Below are 15,536 nucleotides of genomic sequence, written 5' to 3' on the forward strand. Positions count from 1 at the left end.
TAGTTCTGCTGGTTTGAACATTGCAATCGGTTAATTTATTAATTCCCAAACATACTGATTCATCAACACAAAATTAGGAGTAAAACAATGTCTCACGAAATTAAGAACGTAGTTGCAGTTGAACTTTCTGAACAAGAACTAGATAACGTAGCTGGTGGATTATCTGTAGTCATAGGTGATGCTCAAGGATATGCTTCTCAAGCTACTAACGGCTTCTATCAAAAAGAGTTAGTAGTTGCTCAACAAACCTCAGCTGGCCCGAATGGTAGCAGCACTGGTTCAATTGCTGCCATCAAAGAAATTTCTACTTCTGCTGGTTTGAATATTGCAATTGGTTAATTCTGCCAAAAATATTGACATCGGCGTTGCGGAAACAAGGGATGAAATTTTAGCATTCAATTTTCAAAGCTCGCATTGTATCTGTGTCTAATTGTCTCTGAATCAAACAAATTATCCCAGAAATATGCAACGCAACGCCTTTACCAATTAACGCAAAATTAGGAGTAAAACAATGTCTCACGAAATCAAGAATGTAGTTGCAGTTGAACTTTCTGAACAAGAACTAGATAACGTAGCTGGTGGATTAGCTTTAGTTCTGGGTGATGTTAACGGATATGCTTCTCAAGCTGGTAACACATTCTTCCAAAAAGAGTTAGTAGTTGCTCAACAAACCTCAGCCGGCCCGAATGGTAGCAGCACTGGTTCAATTGCTGCCATCAAAGAAATTTCTACTTCTGCTGGTTTAAACATTGCAATCGGTTAATTTCCCATCTCTCAAGCATCCTGAATCATCAACACAAAATTAGGAGTAAAATAATGTCTCACGAAATCAAAAATGTAGTTGCAGTTGAACTTTCTGAACAAGAACTAGATAACGTAGCTGGTGGACTAGCTTTAGTTCTAGGTGATGTTAACGGATATGCTTCTCAAGCTAATAACAATTTCTTCCAAAAAGAGTTAGTAGTTGCTCAACAAACCTCAGCCGGCCCCAATGGTAGCAGCACTGGTTCAATTACCAGCTTAAAAGAAGTTGCTAGTTCTGCTGGTTTAAACATTGCAATCGGTTAATTTATTAATTCCCAAACATACTGACTCATCAACACAAAATTAGGAGTAAAACCATGTCTCACGAAATTAAGAACGTAGTTGCAGTTGAACTTTCTGAACAAGAACTAGATAACGTAGCTGGTGGATTATCTGTAGTCATAGGTGATGTTAACGGATATGCTTCTCAAGCTGGTAACACATTCTTCCAAAAAGAGTTAGTAGTTGCTCAACAAACCACAGCCGGCCCTAATGGTAGCAGCACTGGTTCAATTACCAGCTTAAAAGAAGTTGCTAGTTCTGCTGGTTTAAACATTGCAATCGGTTAATTTATTAATTCCCAAACATACTGATTCATCAACACAAAATTAGGAGTAAAACAATGTCTCACGAAATTAAAAATGTAGTTGCAGTTGAACTTTCTGAACAAGAACTAGATAACGTAGCTGGTGGATTATCTGTAGTCATAGGTGATGCTCAAGGATATGCTTCTCAAGCTGGCAACAAATTCTTCCAAAAAGAATTAGTAGTTGCCCAACAAACTTCAGCCGGCCCCAATGGTAGCAGCACTGGTTCAATTACCAGCTTAAAAGAAGTTGCTAGTTCTGCTGGCTTGAACATTGCAATCGGTTAATTTATTAATTCCCAAACATACTGATTCATCAACACAAAATTAGGAGTAAAACAATGTCTCACGAAATTAAAAATGTAGTTGCAGTTGAACTTTCTGAACAAGAACTAGATAACGTAGCTGGTGGATTATCTGTAGTCATAGGTGATGCTCAAGGATATGCTTCTCAAGCTGGCAACAAATTCTTCCAAAAAGAATTAGTAGTTGCCCAACAAACTTCAGCCGGCCCGAATGGTAGCAGTACTGGTTCAATTGCTGCCATCAAAGAAATTTCTACTTCTGCTGGTTTGAATATTGCAATTGGTTAATGAGCAAAACTATGTCTAAGGAAATTAAAAACATCAGTGCAGTTGAACTTTCTGAACAAGAAATGTATAACGTTGCAGGTGGAGTAGATGTAGTAATACCAGATATTCAAGGAACTATATCTCAAGCTATTAACGAATTTCTTCAAAAAGAGTTACCAGTTATTCAGCCAACACCACCAGTATTCAACACTAAACCTAGCATTCCTGTGATTTAATTATAAATTTTCTCTGAATTGAACTGGCTTTAAGTCTAATCTCCTTCATTTCTTCTCATCCACACAAACCTCACCCTTGTTTAGCACTAAACAGGGTGATTTTTTATTACTAGTATTTAATCCAAATATATCTTGAGAAGAGATTCTGCCAGAGCTACAAATTGCTAATTTTAGTCCAGTATCTATAAATGCGATCGCTACTAATATTAAATCGGTAATAGAGACGATTAAACAAAAGCTCAACCATAATTAAATTGTAATTAAATAGACCTATTCAACTAGCCGCATCCTTGGTGGATGACGGCTAATTTTAAAGGAATGAATCGCGTCAATCTCTAGTCAATAACTTCCGCCGTAGCATATCCAACGCACCACAGGCGCTGACATAGCGAATATAAGAGCGAGTTCTTGTTGAGCCAAACCGATACTCAATACTGGTGAGTTCATCTTTCGGCCCGGCTAAACCCACATAAACCAAACCTACAGGCTTTGTATCTGTCCCCCCTGTTGGGCCGGCAATACCAGTTACACCTAATCCCCAAGTCGTCGCCAGGCGAGTTTTGACTCCCAGCGCCATTTGTTCAGCAACAGTAGCACTCACAGCACCAAATTTATCCAAATCCTCTGAGTTAACGCCTAACATACCCACTTTCACTGAGTTGTCATAAGAAATTACACCGCCCCAAAAGTATTCCGAACTACCAGAAATATCGGTTAACATTTGCCCTAATCCCCCACCAGTGCATGATTCGGCTACTGATAAAGTTTCTCCCGATGCCTGCAATAACTTACCCACTACCACAGCTAAGGTATCATTATCAACACCGTAATAATCTAAGCCAGCAATTTCTTTGATTTGTTGTTCAATCGGTGCAATTAAATCGGCTGCTACTGCTTCCGAAGCCGCCTTAGCAGAAACTCTCAATCTCACTTCCCCATTACCTGCATAAGGTGCAACTGTGGGATTAGTCAAGTCAAAATAAGGAGCGACTTTTTCAGCTAAAGCAGATTCACCAATTCCCCAAAATCTTAAACTGCGGCTATAAATAATTTCTTGACCCCAGCCTTGGCTTTTGAGAAAAGGTACTGCTGTCTCTTCCCACATCCGATACATTTCTGAGGGTACGCCAGGGAAGGTTAAAATGGTCACTCCGGGACGGGGTTGCCAAATAATCCCCGGTGCTGTGCCCGTAGGGTTAGGTAAAATATCTGCACCTTGGGGAATTAAAGCTTGTTTGCGGTTATTCGCACTCATCAATCTACCCCGTTGGGCAAATTTCGCCGTCATATCTTCGATAATTTCCGTCTTTTCTACCAAAGGCGCGCCAAAAAAATCAGCGATGGTTTCACAGGTAAGGTCATCTGGGGTGGGGCCAAGTCCACCTGTAAAAATCAAAATTTGCGCCCTGGAAGTAGCAATATCGATAACTTGCTTGAGTCTTTCAACATTATCTCCGACTACGGTTTGATAGTGATGGGGAATACCTAGTTGGGCTAATTGTTTAGCTAAATATTGGGCATTGCTGTTCAGAATATCTCCTAACAGCATTTCTGTACCAACACAAATAATTTCTGCACTCATAGATTTTAGATTTTAAATTTATGAACCCCTGTCCAAATGTTTCTCCACAATGGGGAGAATTAGAGAAACCCTAATTTTACCTGCCAACCTCAAGATATTGAAGCCCCACTTTGATGCAGTGGGGGGCAGTGCGTTACGCCTGGATTTCTCACCAAATTTTTCAATACCTAGATTTCTCTTTGTCCAGAGGTCGTAGGGGCGGGTTAAGCGAGATAGTCGTGAATAATGGAATCATATCTGTGAACCCGCCCCTACTGCTTGTGAGAAATGCGGGTACGGAGGACACTGTGTTGAGCGGCTCTGCCAACTTGAAGCAAGTGTCCGTTGGGGTTCCCCCTGTGGTAGCAACTACCGTCATAGCAAAGAAATTACCAATGCCCAATGCCCTATGCCCCATACCCAAAAAGACGCTATCATCAGATCCTGTGGCATCTCCCTGCGTAACTTCTAGGATTTATGACCGCTTCTTACGACGATATCCAGCCAACGGAACCCAGTAACTCGACTACGCCGCATTCGGATACGCGATTAGTAGACCGCAGTAAACTGAGCAAGATGTATCAGCATTATGTGGAAGTGAAGGATAAGTATCCTCATGCGCTATTGCTGTATCGGGTGGGAGATTTTTTTGAAACTTTTTTTCAAGATGCTGTGACTGTTTCGCGGGAACTGGAATTAGTTCTGACTAGCAAACACGGCGGTGAAGTGGGACGGGTGGCGATGACTGGTGTCCCGCACCATGCTTGGGAACGCTACACTACTCAACTGGTGGAAAAGGGTTATGCAGTAGTAATTTGCGACCAAGTAGAAGATGCTTCGGAAGCTGTGGGTTTAGTGCGTCGGGAAGTAACCCGCATCCTCACGCCTGGGACTTTGCTAGAAGAAGGAATGCTAAAAGCAAGTCGCAATAATTACTTAACTGCTGTGGTAATTGCGGCTAATCATTGGGGTTTGGCTTATGCAGATATTTCTACGGGGGAATTTCTGACAACTCAGGGTAGTGACTTAGAACACCTGACGCAAGAGTTAATGCGCTTACAGCCTTCCGAGGTGCTGTTTCCTACCAACGCCCCAGATTTAGGTATTTTACTGCGTCCGGGAGAAAGTTCGCCCCATTTACCCCAATGTTTACCGCCGACATTTTGTTATTGTTTGCGATCGCAATCTTCATTTTCTCAAGGTGAAGCTAGAAGTAGATTATTGCAGAAATATAAACTGCGATCGCTTGAAGGATTGGGTTGCGAACATCTCCCCCTGGCTGTACGCGCTGCTGGTGGGTTATTGGAATATCTCGAAGATACCCAAAAAGAAAACCAATTACCCCTGCAATTATTACGCAGCTATACCGTCACCGATTATTTAATAGTAGACCATCAAACCCGCCGCAACTTAGAAATTACGCAAACTGTCCGCGATGGAACTTTTCACGGTTCTCTACTTTGGGCTTTGGATAGAACTAGCACTGCAATGGGCGGGCGGGCGTTACGGCGCTGGTTATTGCAACCATTAATTGATATTAAAGGTATTCGTGCTAGGCAAGATACCATTCAAGAATTAGTAGAAAATACCTCCCTGCGTCAAGAATTGCGCCAGTTATTAAAGCAAATTTACGACTTAGAAAGGTTAACAGGTAGGGCTGGTTCGGGAACAGCAAACGCCAAAGATTTAATGGCGTTAGCAGATTCTCTTTCTCGCTTACCAGAATTAGCGGAGTTAGTTGTCGAAGCCAATTCGCCATTTCTCAAAGCCTTACAAAAAGCACCGCCCGTATTAGAAGAATTAGCCGCAAAAATCCACGCCCATATAGTAGAAACACCACCCATACATATTAAAGAAGGCGGTTTAATTCGGGCTGGCGTAAATAATTTATTAGATGAAAGCAAAGCCACCGTAGAAGGGGATCAACAATGGATTGCGAATTTAGAAGTAGATGAGCGCGCTAGAACAGGTATTCCTAATCTCAAGGTAGGATTTAATAAAACCTTTGGTTACTATATTAGTATTTCTCGCAGCAAAGCCGACCAAGTACCCGCCAACTACATCCGCAAGCAAACCCTGACGAATGAAGAACGGTATATCACCCCAGAATTAAAAGAACGGGAAGCCAGAATTCTCTCAGCCCGCGATGATTTAAATCAGTTGGAATATGAGATTTTTGTCGCCTTGCGGGAAGAAGTCGGCGCACAAGCAGAAATTATCCGCAACCTGTCACGGGCGGTAGCAGCAGCCGATGTTTTGTGTGGTTTAGCCGAGTTAGCCGTAAACCAAGGTTATTGTCGTCCCGAAATTGTACCCGGAAGAGAAATAGAAATTGTCGAAGGAAGACACCCAGTAGTCGAACAATCCTTACCTGCTGGCTTCTTCGTCCCCAATTCTACACAATTAGGTCAACAGTCAACAGTCAACAGTCAACAGTCAATAGTCAATAGTCAACAGTCAACAGTCAACCCTGACTTAATTATTCTTACAGGGCCGAATGCGAGTGGTAAAAGTTGTTATTTGCGTCAGGTAGGATTAATACAGTTAATGGCGCAGACGGGGAGTTTTGTGCCGGCAAGGTTTGCTAAATTGGGAGTATGCGATCGCATTTTTACCCGTGTAGGTGCAGTTGATGATTTAGCCACAGGTCAATCTACATTTATGGTAGAGATGAACGAAACCGCAAATATTCTCAACCATGCAACCTCAAGGTCATTAGTATTATTAGATGAAATTGGGCGAGGAACAGCCACCTTTGACGGACTTTCCATAGCTTGGGCGGTAGCTGAATATTTAGCTACAGATATCAAAGCCAGAACAATTTTTGCTACCCATTACCACGAATTAAACGAACTCGCGGGAATGTTAACCAATGTTGCGAATTATCAAGTGACAGTTAAAGAACTACCAGACCAAATTATCTTTTTACACCAAGTTCAACCAGGCGGTGCAGATAAATCCTACGGAATCGAAGCCGGAAGATTAGCCGGTTTACCTGCGGTAGTAATTAAACGGGCAAAACAAGTCATGGGACAAATAGAAAAACACAGTAAAATTGCGATGGGTTTACGGGAAAATCTTTAGGGGCATTGGGCATTGGGCATTGGGCATTGGGCATTGGGGCAGCCCTGCGTTGGACGGGTTTCCAAGGCAGGCGCTTGCGGGGGTTCTCCCTGTTGTGCCTAGTACGGTGTACAAACAAGTCTGAAGTTGCTCAAGAATTTGGGTTTTACCCCACCCTAACGACAACCCCGAATCAATAAACGACAACCCCGAATCAATAAATGACTACCCCGAATCAATAAACGACTACTCGAATTCATTGAAGAAGGCAGCTATGCTGAGGGCAGAGGGCAGAAGGTTTTGTTTAGAAGTTTGGGATTTAAGAAAAAATTCGACTTGTGTGTACACGGTAGCCCATTTACGGGCAGGGGATTAAGGGATGGAGTGAAAAGCCTATGGGGTAAGCCTTAGAAGCTCAAGTTGACACCAATGGAGAATGCCAAGCTGTGCTAAACCACTGATAAGGTTTTGCTAAGATTGGTTACATAACGTAACGTTAACCTAGCAAATTGCACCCATACTTGAGCAAGACTCCTATGCAGACTGCAATCAAATCCCATGAAGAACAAAATACTCGGTTGTTTTCTAACCTGGAATTTGATGGAAAGCAGCTAAGTCATCAACCAGGTAGCGTATTAGGAAGTACAGCCTTAGTTGCGGGAACTACGGTAGGTGCGGGAATTTTAGCTCTACCTGCGGTAACTTTACCATCTGGTATTGTTCCATCCACAGCCCTATTAATTGCAGTCTGGTTATACACTTTAGTATCTGGTTTATTGATTGCAGAAGCCTCAGTCAATACAATGCGGCTAGCAGGGCGTCCGAGTGTGGGGATGTTAGCGATGATTGAGAACACCCTCGGCTTGATTGGTGCGCGAGTTGCTGGCGGTACATATTTGTTTTTACACTATGCCTTGCTAGTAGCTTACACCACCCAAGGCGGAGAGATTTTAGGAAATGCGATCGCTAATTTATTAGGCGTAGAAAATGCTGTCCCTGCATGGGTAGGAACAACTGTGTTCACACTTGTATTTGGTGGGATTATGTATTTTGGGCGAGACAAGTTTGTCGAAAAACTTAATAGTGTATTTGTCGCTATTGTCCTCGCTTCATTTTTAGGACTCTTATTACTCGCTGGCGGACAAGTTAAGACTACACAGTTTTTCTTTCAAAATTGGAGTGCAGTCGGCAGCGCTGTGTCAGTCATGGCTGTAGCCTTGTTTTACCATAATATTGTGCCAGTGGTCGTGACTCAGCTAGAAGGGGATACAAGCAAAATTCGTCAGTCTATTGTCATTGGTTCCGCGATTCCCTTAATTATGTTCCTAGCCTGGAATGCAGTCATCTTGGGAAGCGTCAGCCCAGATATGGTTCATAATACTGGTAATGGTCAAACAATATTTGACCCTTTAGAAATTTTGCGATCGGGTGGTGCAGGAGAATGGTTAGGAGTGCTAGTGTCAATTTTCTCAGAATTTGCGATCGCCACATCATTCATCGGCTTTGTTTATGGATTGCTAGACTTCTTCCAAGAGATATTCTTAGCTACCCAAATACAACTTTCTAGTCGCTTACGCCTTTACTCGATGATTCTGTTACCGCCTATGAGTTTCGGAGTCATCAATCCCAACATTTTCTTTACGGCTTTAGATTATGTTGGTACATTTAGCATCTCCGTTTTAGGTGGAATTATTCCCGTATTAATGACATGGAAGCAACGACACCAACATTCAAACAAAGTTTATCAATCACTTGTTCCTGGTGGTAAAGCCACACTCATCGTCATGATTTCCCTGGCCTTAGCCATCATCGGTAAACAGATTTGGTCAACAATAATAAATAATTCGTAATACTTCGACAAGCTCAGTACAAGTTCGTAATTCGTAATTCGTAATTAAATTAAGGATTATGACAAATAACAAATGACACGCACAGCGCCCAAAATAATGGACAATCGCTTAGTTAAAATCAGCAAATATCTCAGCAAACATCTACGCCACCAACCAGATAGCATTGGTATTAAACTCGCTGCTGGTGGCTGGGTGGAAGTGCAAGAACTTTTAGCAGCCTGTGCCAAGCATCAATTTCCCTTCACCTTGGAGGAATTGCAAGAAGTAGTCGTCACTAATGATAAAAAGCGCTTTTCCTTTGACTCTACAGGCACTCTCATCCGTGCTAATCAAGGACATAGTGTAGAAGTCGATTTGCAATTCCAACCAGTTATTCCACCACAGGTGTTGTATCACGGTACAGGACATAAGTCTGTAGAGTCAATTCTACAAACAGGAATTTCTAAAATGTCACGGCACCATGTCCATTTATCAATAGATATTGCCACAGCCCAGACTGTTGGTGCTAGACATGGAAAACCTGTAGTCTTGGCTGTAGACACTGCATCAATGTATCGAGCAGGTTATCAATTCTACTGTTCTGATAATGGTGTTTGGTTAGTTGACAATGTACCGCCTGAATATCTGCAAAAAATTTAACTCGACAGTACGACGGGCACTATAATTGGGAATTCATTTCCTATTGAGGACTTTAGCGGCACATCAATATATTCTAGAGGGCATGGCAGTGCCATGCCCCTACCATCTGTCCCATTGTTTTTTTAATTGGGATAAATTATTTTTGAACCGCAGAGTACGCAGAGGAGGACACTTGCGTGGACGGCTTTGCCGACTTAAGCAAAGTGTCTGTCGTGCAGAGAAAATATAGTGGTTGGGATGATTCAGAGAAGATTTTCCCCCATGCCCAATGCCCCATGCCCAATATTTTCTGCATACCCCCCTAACTCCCAGAGATATAGATAAACAGGAAAGGAAAATTGCTTCACTTTCTAAAACTGCATAAGTTCGACAAGCTGAGAACTATAGAACAGTGAGACAACCAAAGCAAAAGGTTTTGCTAACTAAGGCAACCAATGTCACGGTATCTCTACTAGCAATTTTCCCTGGATGATTAATTCCAGTCCATACTCACAACTGTTTGTCATGTATTTTATTGGAGAACAAAAAATGAAAGGTATTAAAGGTTTAGCATCTTTGATGGTTGTATTTGGCTTAATGGTTTGCGCTCCTAAAGCCAATGCTGAAAAGTTACCCACCAACGATGTACAAACTCAATTCACTCAATCTACAACTGATAACGATAATTTCAAAACCTATATTAACCAAGGATTTTCATTATTAGAAAAGGATGATTATCGCGGCGCTATTCAAGCTTTTAACCAAGCAATCCGAATAGTACCCAATAATCCCTATGGCTATCTTGGTAGAGGTTTTGCTTACTTTAACTTAAAGCAATATCAAGAAGCCAAAGCAGATTTTGACCAAACTATTAACCTGAATTCTAATATTGGTTATGCTTATTTGTTCCGAGGTATGTCTAATTATGCCTTAGGTAGCAAGCAGCAAGCAATTTCTGATTTGCAAATAGCAGCTAATATTTTCCAAAAGGCAGGGGAAACAGAAATGGCTCAAAAATCTCTTGATGCTTTAGAGCGGATACGGAATGCGTAACTTCTAAATTCGTAATTCGTAATTCTTAATTTACGCGATGGTTGCTAATAATGTAGGGTGTGTTGTCGCGTAACACAACGCACCTACAATTATTAAATGTCTGATAACCTCAGAGATTACATCCCCAGGTATAATGATAAACTCAGATAAAACTAGATACCCGATTTATTTAATAAGTCGGGTATCTGGGTAGCTAGCTTGAATTATCAAATCAGAAAAAACTGCTGGCTAAATTTATTTATAGATAGGAAAATATGCAACAAAAATTAGCTCTGGCATTCATTAGCTGTGTTACTTGCTTAACATTACCTCTAGCTTCGACCATAGCATTAGATAAATCGCCACTTTTATTAACAAATATCAATAAAACATCAATATTAGAAAAGCAAACTCCTATCTCTCACAATCTGCTCAAGTCGCTGATTGCCCAAAATCAACCCACAGCAGCCTTAGAAATTTCTGAACGTGGAAGAGAAAGAGGGTTAGTAGATTTATTAGCTCAAAGTTTACCAACAAAAAATGTAGATACACCAAGGGTTGAGGAAATTAAGCAAGTAGCTAAAAATCAAAATGCTACCCTTGTGCAATATACACTTTTAAAAGCAGATGTGACTGTTGATGGTAAAAGACAAACTCAAGATTCTGAATTGGTAATTTGGGTGATTCCGCCTACTGGTGAAATTTCTCTGCGTAAGGTTGATTTACAAGCTTGGCAACAAAAAGAAAAGACGACACTGGCAGATTTGATTAAGCAAGTTCAACCACATAGTAGCGCAAGAGTTGAGCTAAATAAAGGTGGAATCAGAGCAACAGTCAGCAAACAAAATCCTTCTAAATTAACTTGGAAGCAATTAAATCAAATACTGATTCAACCAATTGCCGACCTTTTACCCAAAAACCCAGAGTCTAGAGTAATTTTTATTCCTCAAGATAAACTATTTTTAGTTCCTTTTGCGGCGCTACAAGATGAAAATAATAAATATTTAATTGAAAAACATACAATTGCTACTGCACCAGCAATTCAAGTTCTAGATTTATTGGCAAAACGCAGCGCTGCAAATACCAATGCTAATCAAAATGTGCTGATAGTTGGTAATCCTACCTTACCTACTAAACCTTTATATGAGGATGAAAAATTTAACCAACTACCACCCCTACCAGGTACAGAAAAGGAAGCAAAAAGTATTGCCAATATCTATAATACTCAAGCGTTAATAGGAGATGCGGCAACAGAAACAACGGTTGTCCAGCAAATGTCCACCGCCAGAATTATTCATTTAGCAACTACAGGATTTTTAGCACAAGCTTTAGAAATTCCTGGTTTATTGGCGTTTGCACCTTCGAGTCAAGATGATGGTTGGTTAACTAGTAGTGAAGTTAATAAGCTGAAGTTAAAAGCAGATTTAGTTGTTTTAAGTAGTTGTGATTCGGCTTTAGGAAAAATCACAGGTGATGGTGTAATTGGCTTATCTCGTGCATTTTTTGTGGCGGGTGCAAACAGTGTAATCGGAACTTTGGGCGATATTCCTGATGACCAAACAGCAGCATTAATGACCGAATTTCATAAAAATTTAAGTAAAAATTCTGATAAAGCTGCGGCGTTGCGACAAGCGATGTTGGCGACGATGAAACGAAATCCTAATCCGTTGGATTGGGGGATGTTTATATTAGTGGGTTTGCCTTAATTGTGTCAATTCGCTTGGTGTTAAAAATTGTAGGGGCACGGCACTGATAAAATTATATGATGCTGCAAAATATTATGGATGCCGTGCCCCTACGACTTCATAATTCATAATTCATCATTAATAATTTATGATGCGTTTTTATAAAAGTGGCTTTGGTATTTTTGTTTGTTTATTAGCGATTGTTTCTACTTCTTCTGTTTTTAATTTGCCAATGGTAACAGCATCGCGAGTTTTGGCGCAAACAACAGATGTACGGAAAGCCGAAGCAGACAGATTGTTGCAGCTAGGTATTCAGCAGCTTCAGACAAGTCAATTTACAGCAGCATTGCAGTCTTGGCAGCAAGCACTTTCTATCTACCGCGAAATTAAAGACCGTGAAGGTGAGCGTAAAGCACTCTTGAATCTCGGTCTTGCCTACGTTTATTTAGGAGACTACTCTAAAGCTATTGAGTATCTACAACAAAGCTTGTCCATAGCACAGGAAATTAAAAACCGTCAAAGTGAGGGTAAAGCACTCTTGAATCTCGGTCTTGCCTACCTTTCTTTGGGAGACTACCCCAAAGCTATTGAGTACCAACAACAAGTATTAGTGATCGCACGGGAAATTAAAGACCGTGAAAGTGAAGGTGCAGCACTCTTGAATCTCGGTCTTGCCTACGTTTATTTAGGAGACTACCCTAAAGCTATTGAGTACCTACAACAAAGCTTGTCCATAGCACAGGAAATTAAAGACCGTGAAGGTGAGGGTAAGTCACTAGGAAATCTCGGTCTTGCCTACCTTTCTTTGGGAAAATACCCCAAAGCTATTGAGTATCTACAACAACTATTGGCGATCGCAAGAGAAATCAAAGACCGTCAAAGTGAAGGTGCAGCACTCTCGAATCTAGGTCTTGTCTACGTTTATTTAGGAGACTACAAACAAGCTATTGAGTACCTACAACAAGGCTTGGCGATCGCACGCCAAATCAAAGACCGTCAAAGTGAGGGTAAGGCACTGGGAAATCTCGGTCTTGCTTACAGTTCCTTGGGAGACTACCCTAAAGTTATTGAATACTATCAACAAGGCTTGGCGATCGCACGCCAAATCAAAGACCGTCAAAGTGAGGGTAAGGTACTGGGAAATCTCGGTACTGCTTACGGTTACTTGGGAGACTACCCTAAAGTTATTGAATACTCACAACAAAGCTTGGCGATCGCGCGCTCAATTAAAGACCGTGAAAGTGAGGGAAAGGCACTGGGAAATCTCGGTCTTGCCTACTATTTCTTGGGAGACCACAAAAAAGCTATTGAGTACTATCAACAAAGCTTGGCGATCGCACGAGAAATTCAAGACCGTCAAAATGAGGGTACAGCACTAGGAAATCTTGGTCTTGCCTACTATTTCTTGGGAGACTACAAAAAAGCTATTGAGTATCATCAACAAAGCTTGGCGATCGCACGAGAAATTCAAGATCGTCAAGGTGAGGGTAAGTCACTGGGAAATCTCGGTACTGCTTACGGTTACTTGGGAGACTACCCTAAAGCTATTGAGTATCATCAACAAAGCTTGGCGATCGCGCGAGAAATTAAAGACCGTAATAGTGAAAGTCTCGCACTAAATAATCTAGGATTTGCTTTCTATAAACAAGGCAATCTCACTTTAGCCGAGAGTACCCTAATTGAAAGCATAAAAGTTAAAGAATCTCTCCGGGGTCGAGAATTAAAGGATAGTGAAAAAGTCTCCATTTTTGAAACCCAACGTAATACCTACAACACTTTACAAAAAGTCCTAATTGCTCAAAATAGAACTGAAGCCGCTTTAGAAATAGCTGAACGCGGACGAGGACGCGCATTTGTCGATTTACTCGCTTCTCGATTATCTATTAACTCCAATGAACAATTCCCAACTCCACCAAACATTAAAGAAATTAAACAAATTGCCAAATTACAAAATGCTACTCTCGTTCAATATTCAGTAGTTACAGATGATTTCAAAATAGCAGGTAAATCACAAGCTCAAGAATCAGAATTATATATTTGGGTGATTAAACCTACAGGTGAAGTCTCATTTCATCGCAGTGACCTTAAGTCTTTATTGGAAAAAGAAAATATAAATTTATCCCAATTAGTCACCAATGTGCGTGCTTCTATTGGTGTGGTAGATATTAATAGTCGGGCTGGTGGTATCGTTGTTGCTGGTAATAATGTAGATAAAACTCAGCAAAATCAACGCTTAAAGCAGTTACATGAACTGTTAATTAAACCGATCGCAGATAGTCTACCCAAAAACCCCAACGACCGGGTAATATTTATACCTCAAGGTTCGCTGTTTTTGGTTCCTTTCCCAGCGTTGCAAGATGCAGACAATAAATATTTAATTGAAAAACACACTATCTTAACTGCGCCATCAATTCAGGTATTGGATTTAACACGCAAGCAAAAGCTGAAAAATGGACAAGCGAAAATCGGGACAGGAGAAGCTTTGGTAGTCGGTAATCCTACTATGCCGAGTGTAGCTTTAAAAGTAGGAGAAAAACCAATCAAGTTACCGCCATTATTGGGTGCAGAACGTGAAGCAACTGCGATCGCACCTCTATTGAAAACCAAACCGATCACAGGTAATCAAGCCACAGAAACAGCGATCGCGCAAAAAATGCCGCAAGCGCGATACATTCATTTAGCAACACATGGCTTACTGGATGATAATCGGGGTTTGGGAAGTGCGATCGCTTTAACTCCATCTGCTAAAGATGATGGTTTGCTAACTGCGGAAGAAATTTTAGATATGAAAATCAATGCAGATTTAGTTGTTCTCAGCGCTTGTGATACTGGTAGAGGTCGGATTACAGGTGATGGTGTAATTGGTCTATCTCGTTCTTTGATTAGCGCAGGTGTTCCCAGCGTGATGGTTTCTCTCTGGGCTGTAGATGATGGTTCTACAGCATTTTTAATGACGGAATTTTATCAAAATCTGCAACAAGGTCTTGACAAAGCTACAGCATTACGCAAAGCAATGTTAACAGCGAAGGATAAATATACCAATCCTTTGCATTGGTCTGCGTTTACGTTAATTGGCGAAGCGGAATAATAATTCGTAATTTATGTTTTTAATCGGCGATCGCGGTTGGCTTGAGTTCCCGATCGCTCTCTTCCCGGACGAACCCAAGCAATATCGCGATCGGAATCTAATGTCATTTGGGTATCGCGCTCAACATCGCTGTGAAAGCCGCCACGGGTGGGAAATCCGACATTATTGCGCGGACTGGCGAACATGTGATAGACAGTCACCGCTTGAGTTCTTTCTATCAGATACTGTTGCGCTAGGGTATCTGCGCCTTTAGCATCGCCAACAATAAAAGATTCATTTTGGGCGATCGCGCGATCGATTTCCGGACGGTAGTAGGTATCAAACTCTGCTGGTGTTAAGTCAAGGTGTCCGCTAATGAAATTGACAATTTTCGGCATAGGAGATGGGGAAAGCTAACCCACTAACCGCAAGACAGATAAAATTCAACAAACATAACAAATA

The 15,536-nt window shown here is 41.3% G+C and carries 16 protein-coding genes; 14 read left to right on the forward strand and 2 right to left on the reverse strand.

The window, feature by feature from the left end; translation table 11 throughout:
- The first annotated feature begins 87 nt into the window (after nucleotides 1-87).
- The 7 genes from H6G41_RS26125 (at nucleotide 88) to H6G41_RS26155 (ending at nucleotide 2,198) form a co-directional block, all read left to right on the forward strand.
- Nucleotides 88-339, forward strand: coding sequence for a CTB family bacteriocin (locus H6G41_RS26125; RefSeq protein WP_190750087.1), 252 nt, complete (start codon nucleotides 88-90; stop codon nucleotides 337-339).
- A gap of 172 nt (nucleotides 340-511) precedes the next feature.
- A complete protein-coding gene (locus tag H6G41_RS26130) occupies nucleotides 512-763 on the forward strand; it encodes a CTB family bacteriocin (protein WP_190750088.1) in 252 nt (83 codons plus the stop codon).
- A gap of 53 nt (nucleotides 764-816) precedes the next feature.
- Nucleotides 817-1,068 (forward strand): CTB family bacteriocin, encoded by a 252-nt coding sequence (locus tag H6G41_RS26135; protein WP_190750089.1) that lies wholly within the window; start codon nucleotides 817-819, stop codon nucleotides 1,066-1,068.
- Nucleotides 1,069-1,121: 53 nt separating this feature from the next.
- Entirely contained in the window at nucleotides 1,122-1,373 is a 252-nt protein-coding gene (locus tag H6G41_RS26140) for a CTB family bacteriocin (RefSeq protein ID WP_190750090.1), read from the forward strand.
- 53 nt (nucleotides 1,374-1,426) lie between these two features.
- Nucleotides 1,427-1,678 (forward strand): CTB family bacteriocin, encoded by a 252-nt coding sequence (locus H6G41_RS26145; protein WP_190750091.1) that lies wholly within the window; start codon nucleotides 1,427-1,429, stop codon nucleotides 1,676-1,678.
- Nucleotides 1,679-1,731: 53 nt separating this feature from the next.
- A complete protein-coding gene (locus H6G41_RS26150; RefSeq protein WP_190750092.1) occupies nucleotides 1,732-1,983 on the forward strand; it encodes a CTB family bacteriocin in 252 nt (83 codons plus the stop codon).
- Nucleotides 1,984-1,994: 11 nt separating this feature from the next.
- Nucleotides 1,995-2,198 (forward strand): hypothetical protein, encoded by a 204-nt coding sequence (locus tag H6G41_RS26155; RefSeq protein WP_190750093.1) that lies wholly within the window; start codon nucleotides 1,995-1,997, stop codon nucleotides 2,196-2,198.
- A gap of 328 nt (nucleotides 2,199-2,526) precedes the next feature.
- Here H6G41_RS26155 and H6G41_RS26160 read toward each other — a convergent pair whose 3' ends face one another.
- Nucleotides 2,527-3,780 carry a competence/damage-inducible protein A gene (locus tag H6G41_RS26160; protein WP_190750095.1) on the reverse strand — a complete coding sequence of 418 codons (1,254 nt, stop codon included), beginning with the start codon at nucleotides 3,778-3,780 and terminating at the stop codon, nucleotides 2,527-2,529.
- A 239-nt stretch (nucleotides 3,781-4,019) separates the two neighbouring features.
- Here H6G41_RS26160 and H6G41_RS26165 point away from each other — a divergent pair, with 239 nt between their 5' ends.
- From H6G41_RS26165 to H6G41_RS26195, 7 genes are all read left to right on the forward strand, one after another.
- The gene (locus H6G41_RS26165; protein WP_190750097.1) at nucleotides 4,020-4,280 is read left to right on the forward strand and encodes a hypothetical protein; all 261 of its coding nucleotides are present in this window, start codon (nucleotides 4,020-4,022) and stop codon (nucleotides 4,278-4,280) included.
- Nucleotides 4,237-6,843 (forward strand): DNA mismatch repair protein MutS, encoded by a 2,607-nt coding sequence (mutS, locus tag H6G41_RS26170; RefSeq protein ID WP_190750099.1) that lies wholly within the window; start codon nucleotides 4,237-4,239, stop codon nucleotides 6,841-6,843. The genes H6G41_RS26165 and mutS overlap by 44 nt, the downstream gene beginning before the upstream one ends.
- 515 nt (nucleotides 6,844-7,358) lie before the next feature.
- Complete coding sequence (locus H6G41_RS26175; RefSeq protein ID WP_190750100.1) at nucleotides 7,359-8,672, forward strand: amino acid permease; 1,314 nt, start codon at nucleotides 7,359-7,361, stop codon at nucleotides 8,670-8,672.
- A gap of 72 nt (nucleotides 8,673-8,744) precedes the next feature.
- Nucleotides 8,745-9,311, forward strand: a complete 567-nt coding sequence (locus H6G41_RS26180; RefSeq protein WP_374939445.1) for an RNA 2'-phosphotransferase — start codon at nucleotides 8,745-8,747, stop codon at nucleotides 9,309-9,311.
- A 528-nt stretch (nucleotides 9,312-9,839) separates the two neighbouring features.
- Nucleotides 9,840-10,343 carry a tetratricopeptide repeat protein gene (locus tag H6G41_RS26185; protein ID WP_242038048.1) on the forward strand — a complete coding sequence of 168 codons (504 nt, stop codon included), beginning with the start codon at nucleotides 9,840-9,842 and terminating at the stop codon, nucleotides 10,341-10,343.
- A gap of 254 nt (nucleotides 10,344-10,597) precedes the next feature.
- A complete protein-coding gene (locus H6G41_RS26190) occupies nucleotides 10,598-12,028 on the forward strand; it encodes a CHAT domain-containing protein (RefSeq protein ID WP_190750104.1) in 1,431 nt (476 codons plus the stop codon).
- A gap of 127 nt (nucleotides 12,029-12,155) precedes the next feature.
- Entirely contained in the window at nucleotides 12,156-15,095 is a 2,940-nt protein-coding gene (locus H6G41_RS26195) for a CHAT domain-containing protein (RefSeq protein WP_242038049.1), read from the forward strand.
- Between the two features lie 11 nt (nucleotides 15,096-15,106).
- On the opposite strand, the gene H6G41_RS26200 is transcribed toward H6G41_RS26195, so the two are convergent.
- On the reverse strand, nucleotides 15,107-15,472 hold the full coding sequence (locus tag H6G41_RS26200) for a hypothetical protein (protein ID WP_190750106.1): 366 nt from the start codon (nucleotides 15,470-15,472) through the stop codon (nucleotides 15,107-15,109).
- Between the last annotated feature and the right edge of the window lie 64 nt (nucleotides 15,473-15,536).

Origin of the sequence: Tolypothrix sp. FACHB-123 (assembly GCF_014697075.1) — a bacterium.
In the GTDB taxonomy this organism is placed as follows: domain Bacteria; phylum Cyanobacteriota; class Cyanobacteriia; order Cyanobacteriales; family Nostocaceae; genus Aulosira.

Bases quoted from the DNA above. Each gene is read 5' to 3' on its own strand.
- H6G41_RS26125 (WP_190750087.1), top strand. From the start codon at position 88: ATGTCTCACGAAATTAAGAACGTAGTTGCAGTTGAACTTTCTGAACAA.
- H6G41_RS26130 (WP_190750088.1), top strand. From the start codon at position 512: ATGTCTCACGAAATCAAGAATGTAGTTGCAGTTGAACTTTCTGAACAA.
- H6G41_RS26135 (WP_190750089.1), top strand. From the start codon at position 817: ATGTCTCACGAAATCAAAAATGTAGTTGCAGTTGAACTTTCTGAACAA.
- H6G41_RS26140 (WP_190750090.1), top strand. From the start codon at position 1,122: ATGTCTCACGAAATTAAGAACGTAGTTGCAGTTGAACTTTCTGAACAA.
- H6G41_RS26145 (WP_190750091.1), top strand. From the start codon at position 1,427: ATGTCTCACGAAATTAAAAATGTAGTTGCAGTTGAACTTTCTGAACAA.
- H6G41_RS26150 (WP_190750092.1), top strand. From the start codon at position 1,732: ATGTCTCACGAAATTAAAAATGTAGTTGCAGTTGAACTTTCTGAACAA.
- H6G41_RS26155 (WP_190750093.1), top strand. From the start codon at position 1,995: ATGTCTAAGGAAATTAAAAACATCAGTGCAGTTGAACTTTCTGAACAA.
- H6G41_RS26160 (WP_190750095.1), bottom strand. From the start codon at position 3,780: ATGAGTGCAGAAATTATTTGTGTTGGTACAGAAATGCTGTTAGGAGAT.
- mutS (WP_190750099.1), top strand. From the start codon at position 4,237: ATGACCGCTTCTTACGACGATATCCAGCCAACGGAACCCAGTAACTCG.
- H6G41_RS26175 (WP_190750100.1), top strand. From the start codon at position 7,359: ATGCAGACTGCAATCAAATCCCATGAAGAACAAAATACTCGGTTGTTT.
- H6G41_RS26180 (WP_374939445.1), top strand. From the start codon at position 8,745: ATGACACGCACAGCGCCCAAAATAATGGACAATCGCTTAGTTAAAATC.
- H6G41_RS26185 (WP_242038048.1), top strand. From the start codon at position 9,840: ATGAAAGGTATTAAAGGTTTAGCATCTTTGATGGTTGTATTTGGCTTA.
- H6G41_RS26190 (WP_190750104.1), top strand. From the start codon at position 10,598: ATGCAACAAAAATTAGCTCTGGCATTCATTAGCTGTGTTACTTGCTTA.
- H6G41_RS26195 (WP_242038049.1), top strand. From the start codon at position 12,156: ATGATGCGTTTTTATAAAAGTGGCTTTGGTATTTTTGTTTGTTTATTA.
- H6G41_RS26200 (WP_190750106.1), bottom strand. From the start codon at position 15,472: ATGCCGAAAATTGTCAATTTCATTAGCGGACACCTTGACTTAACACCA.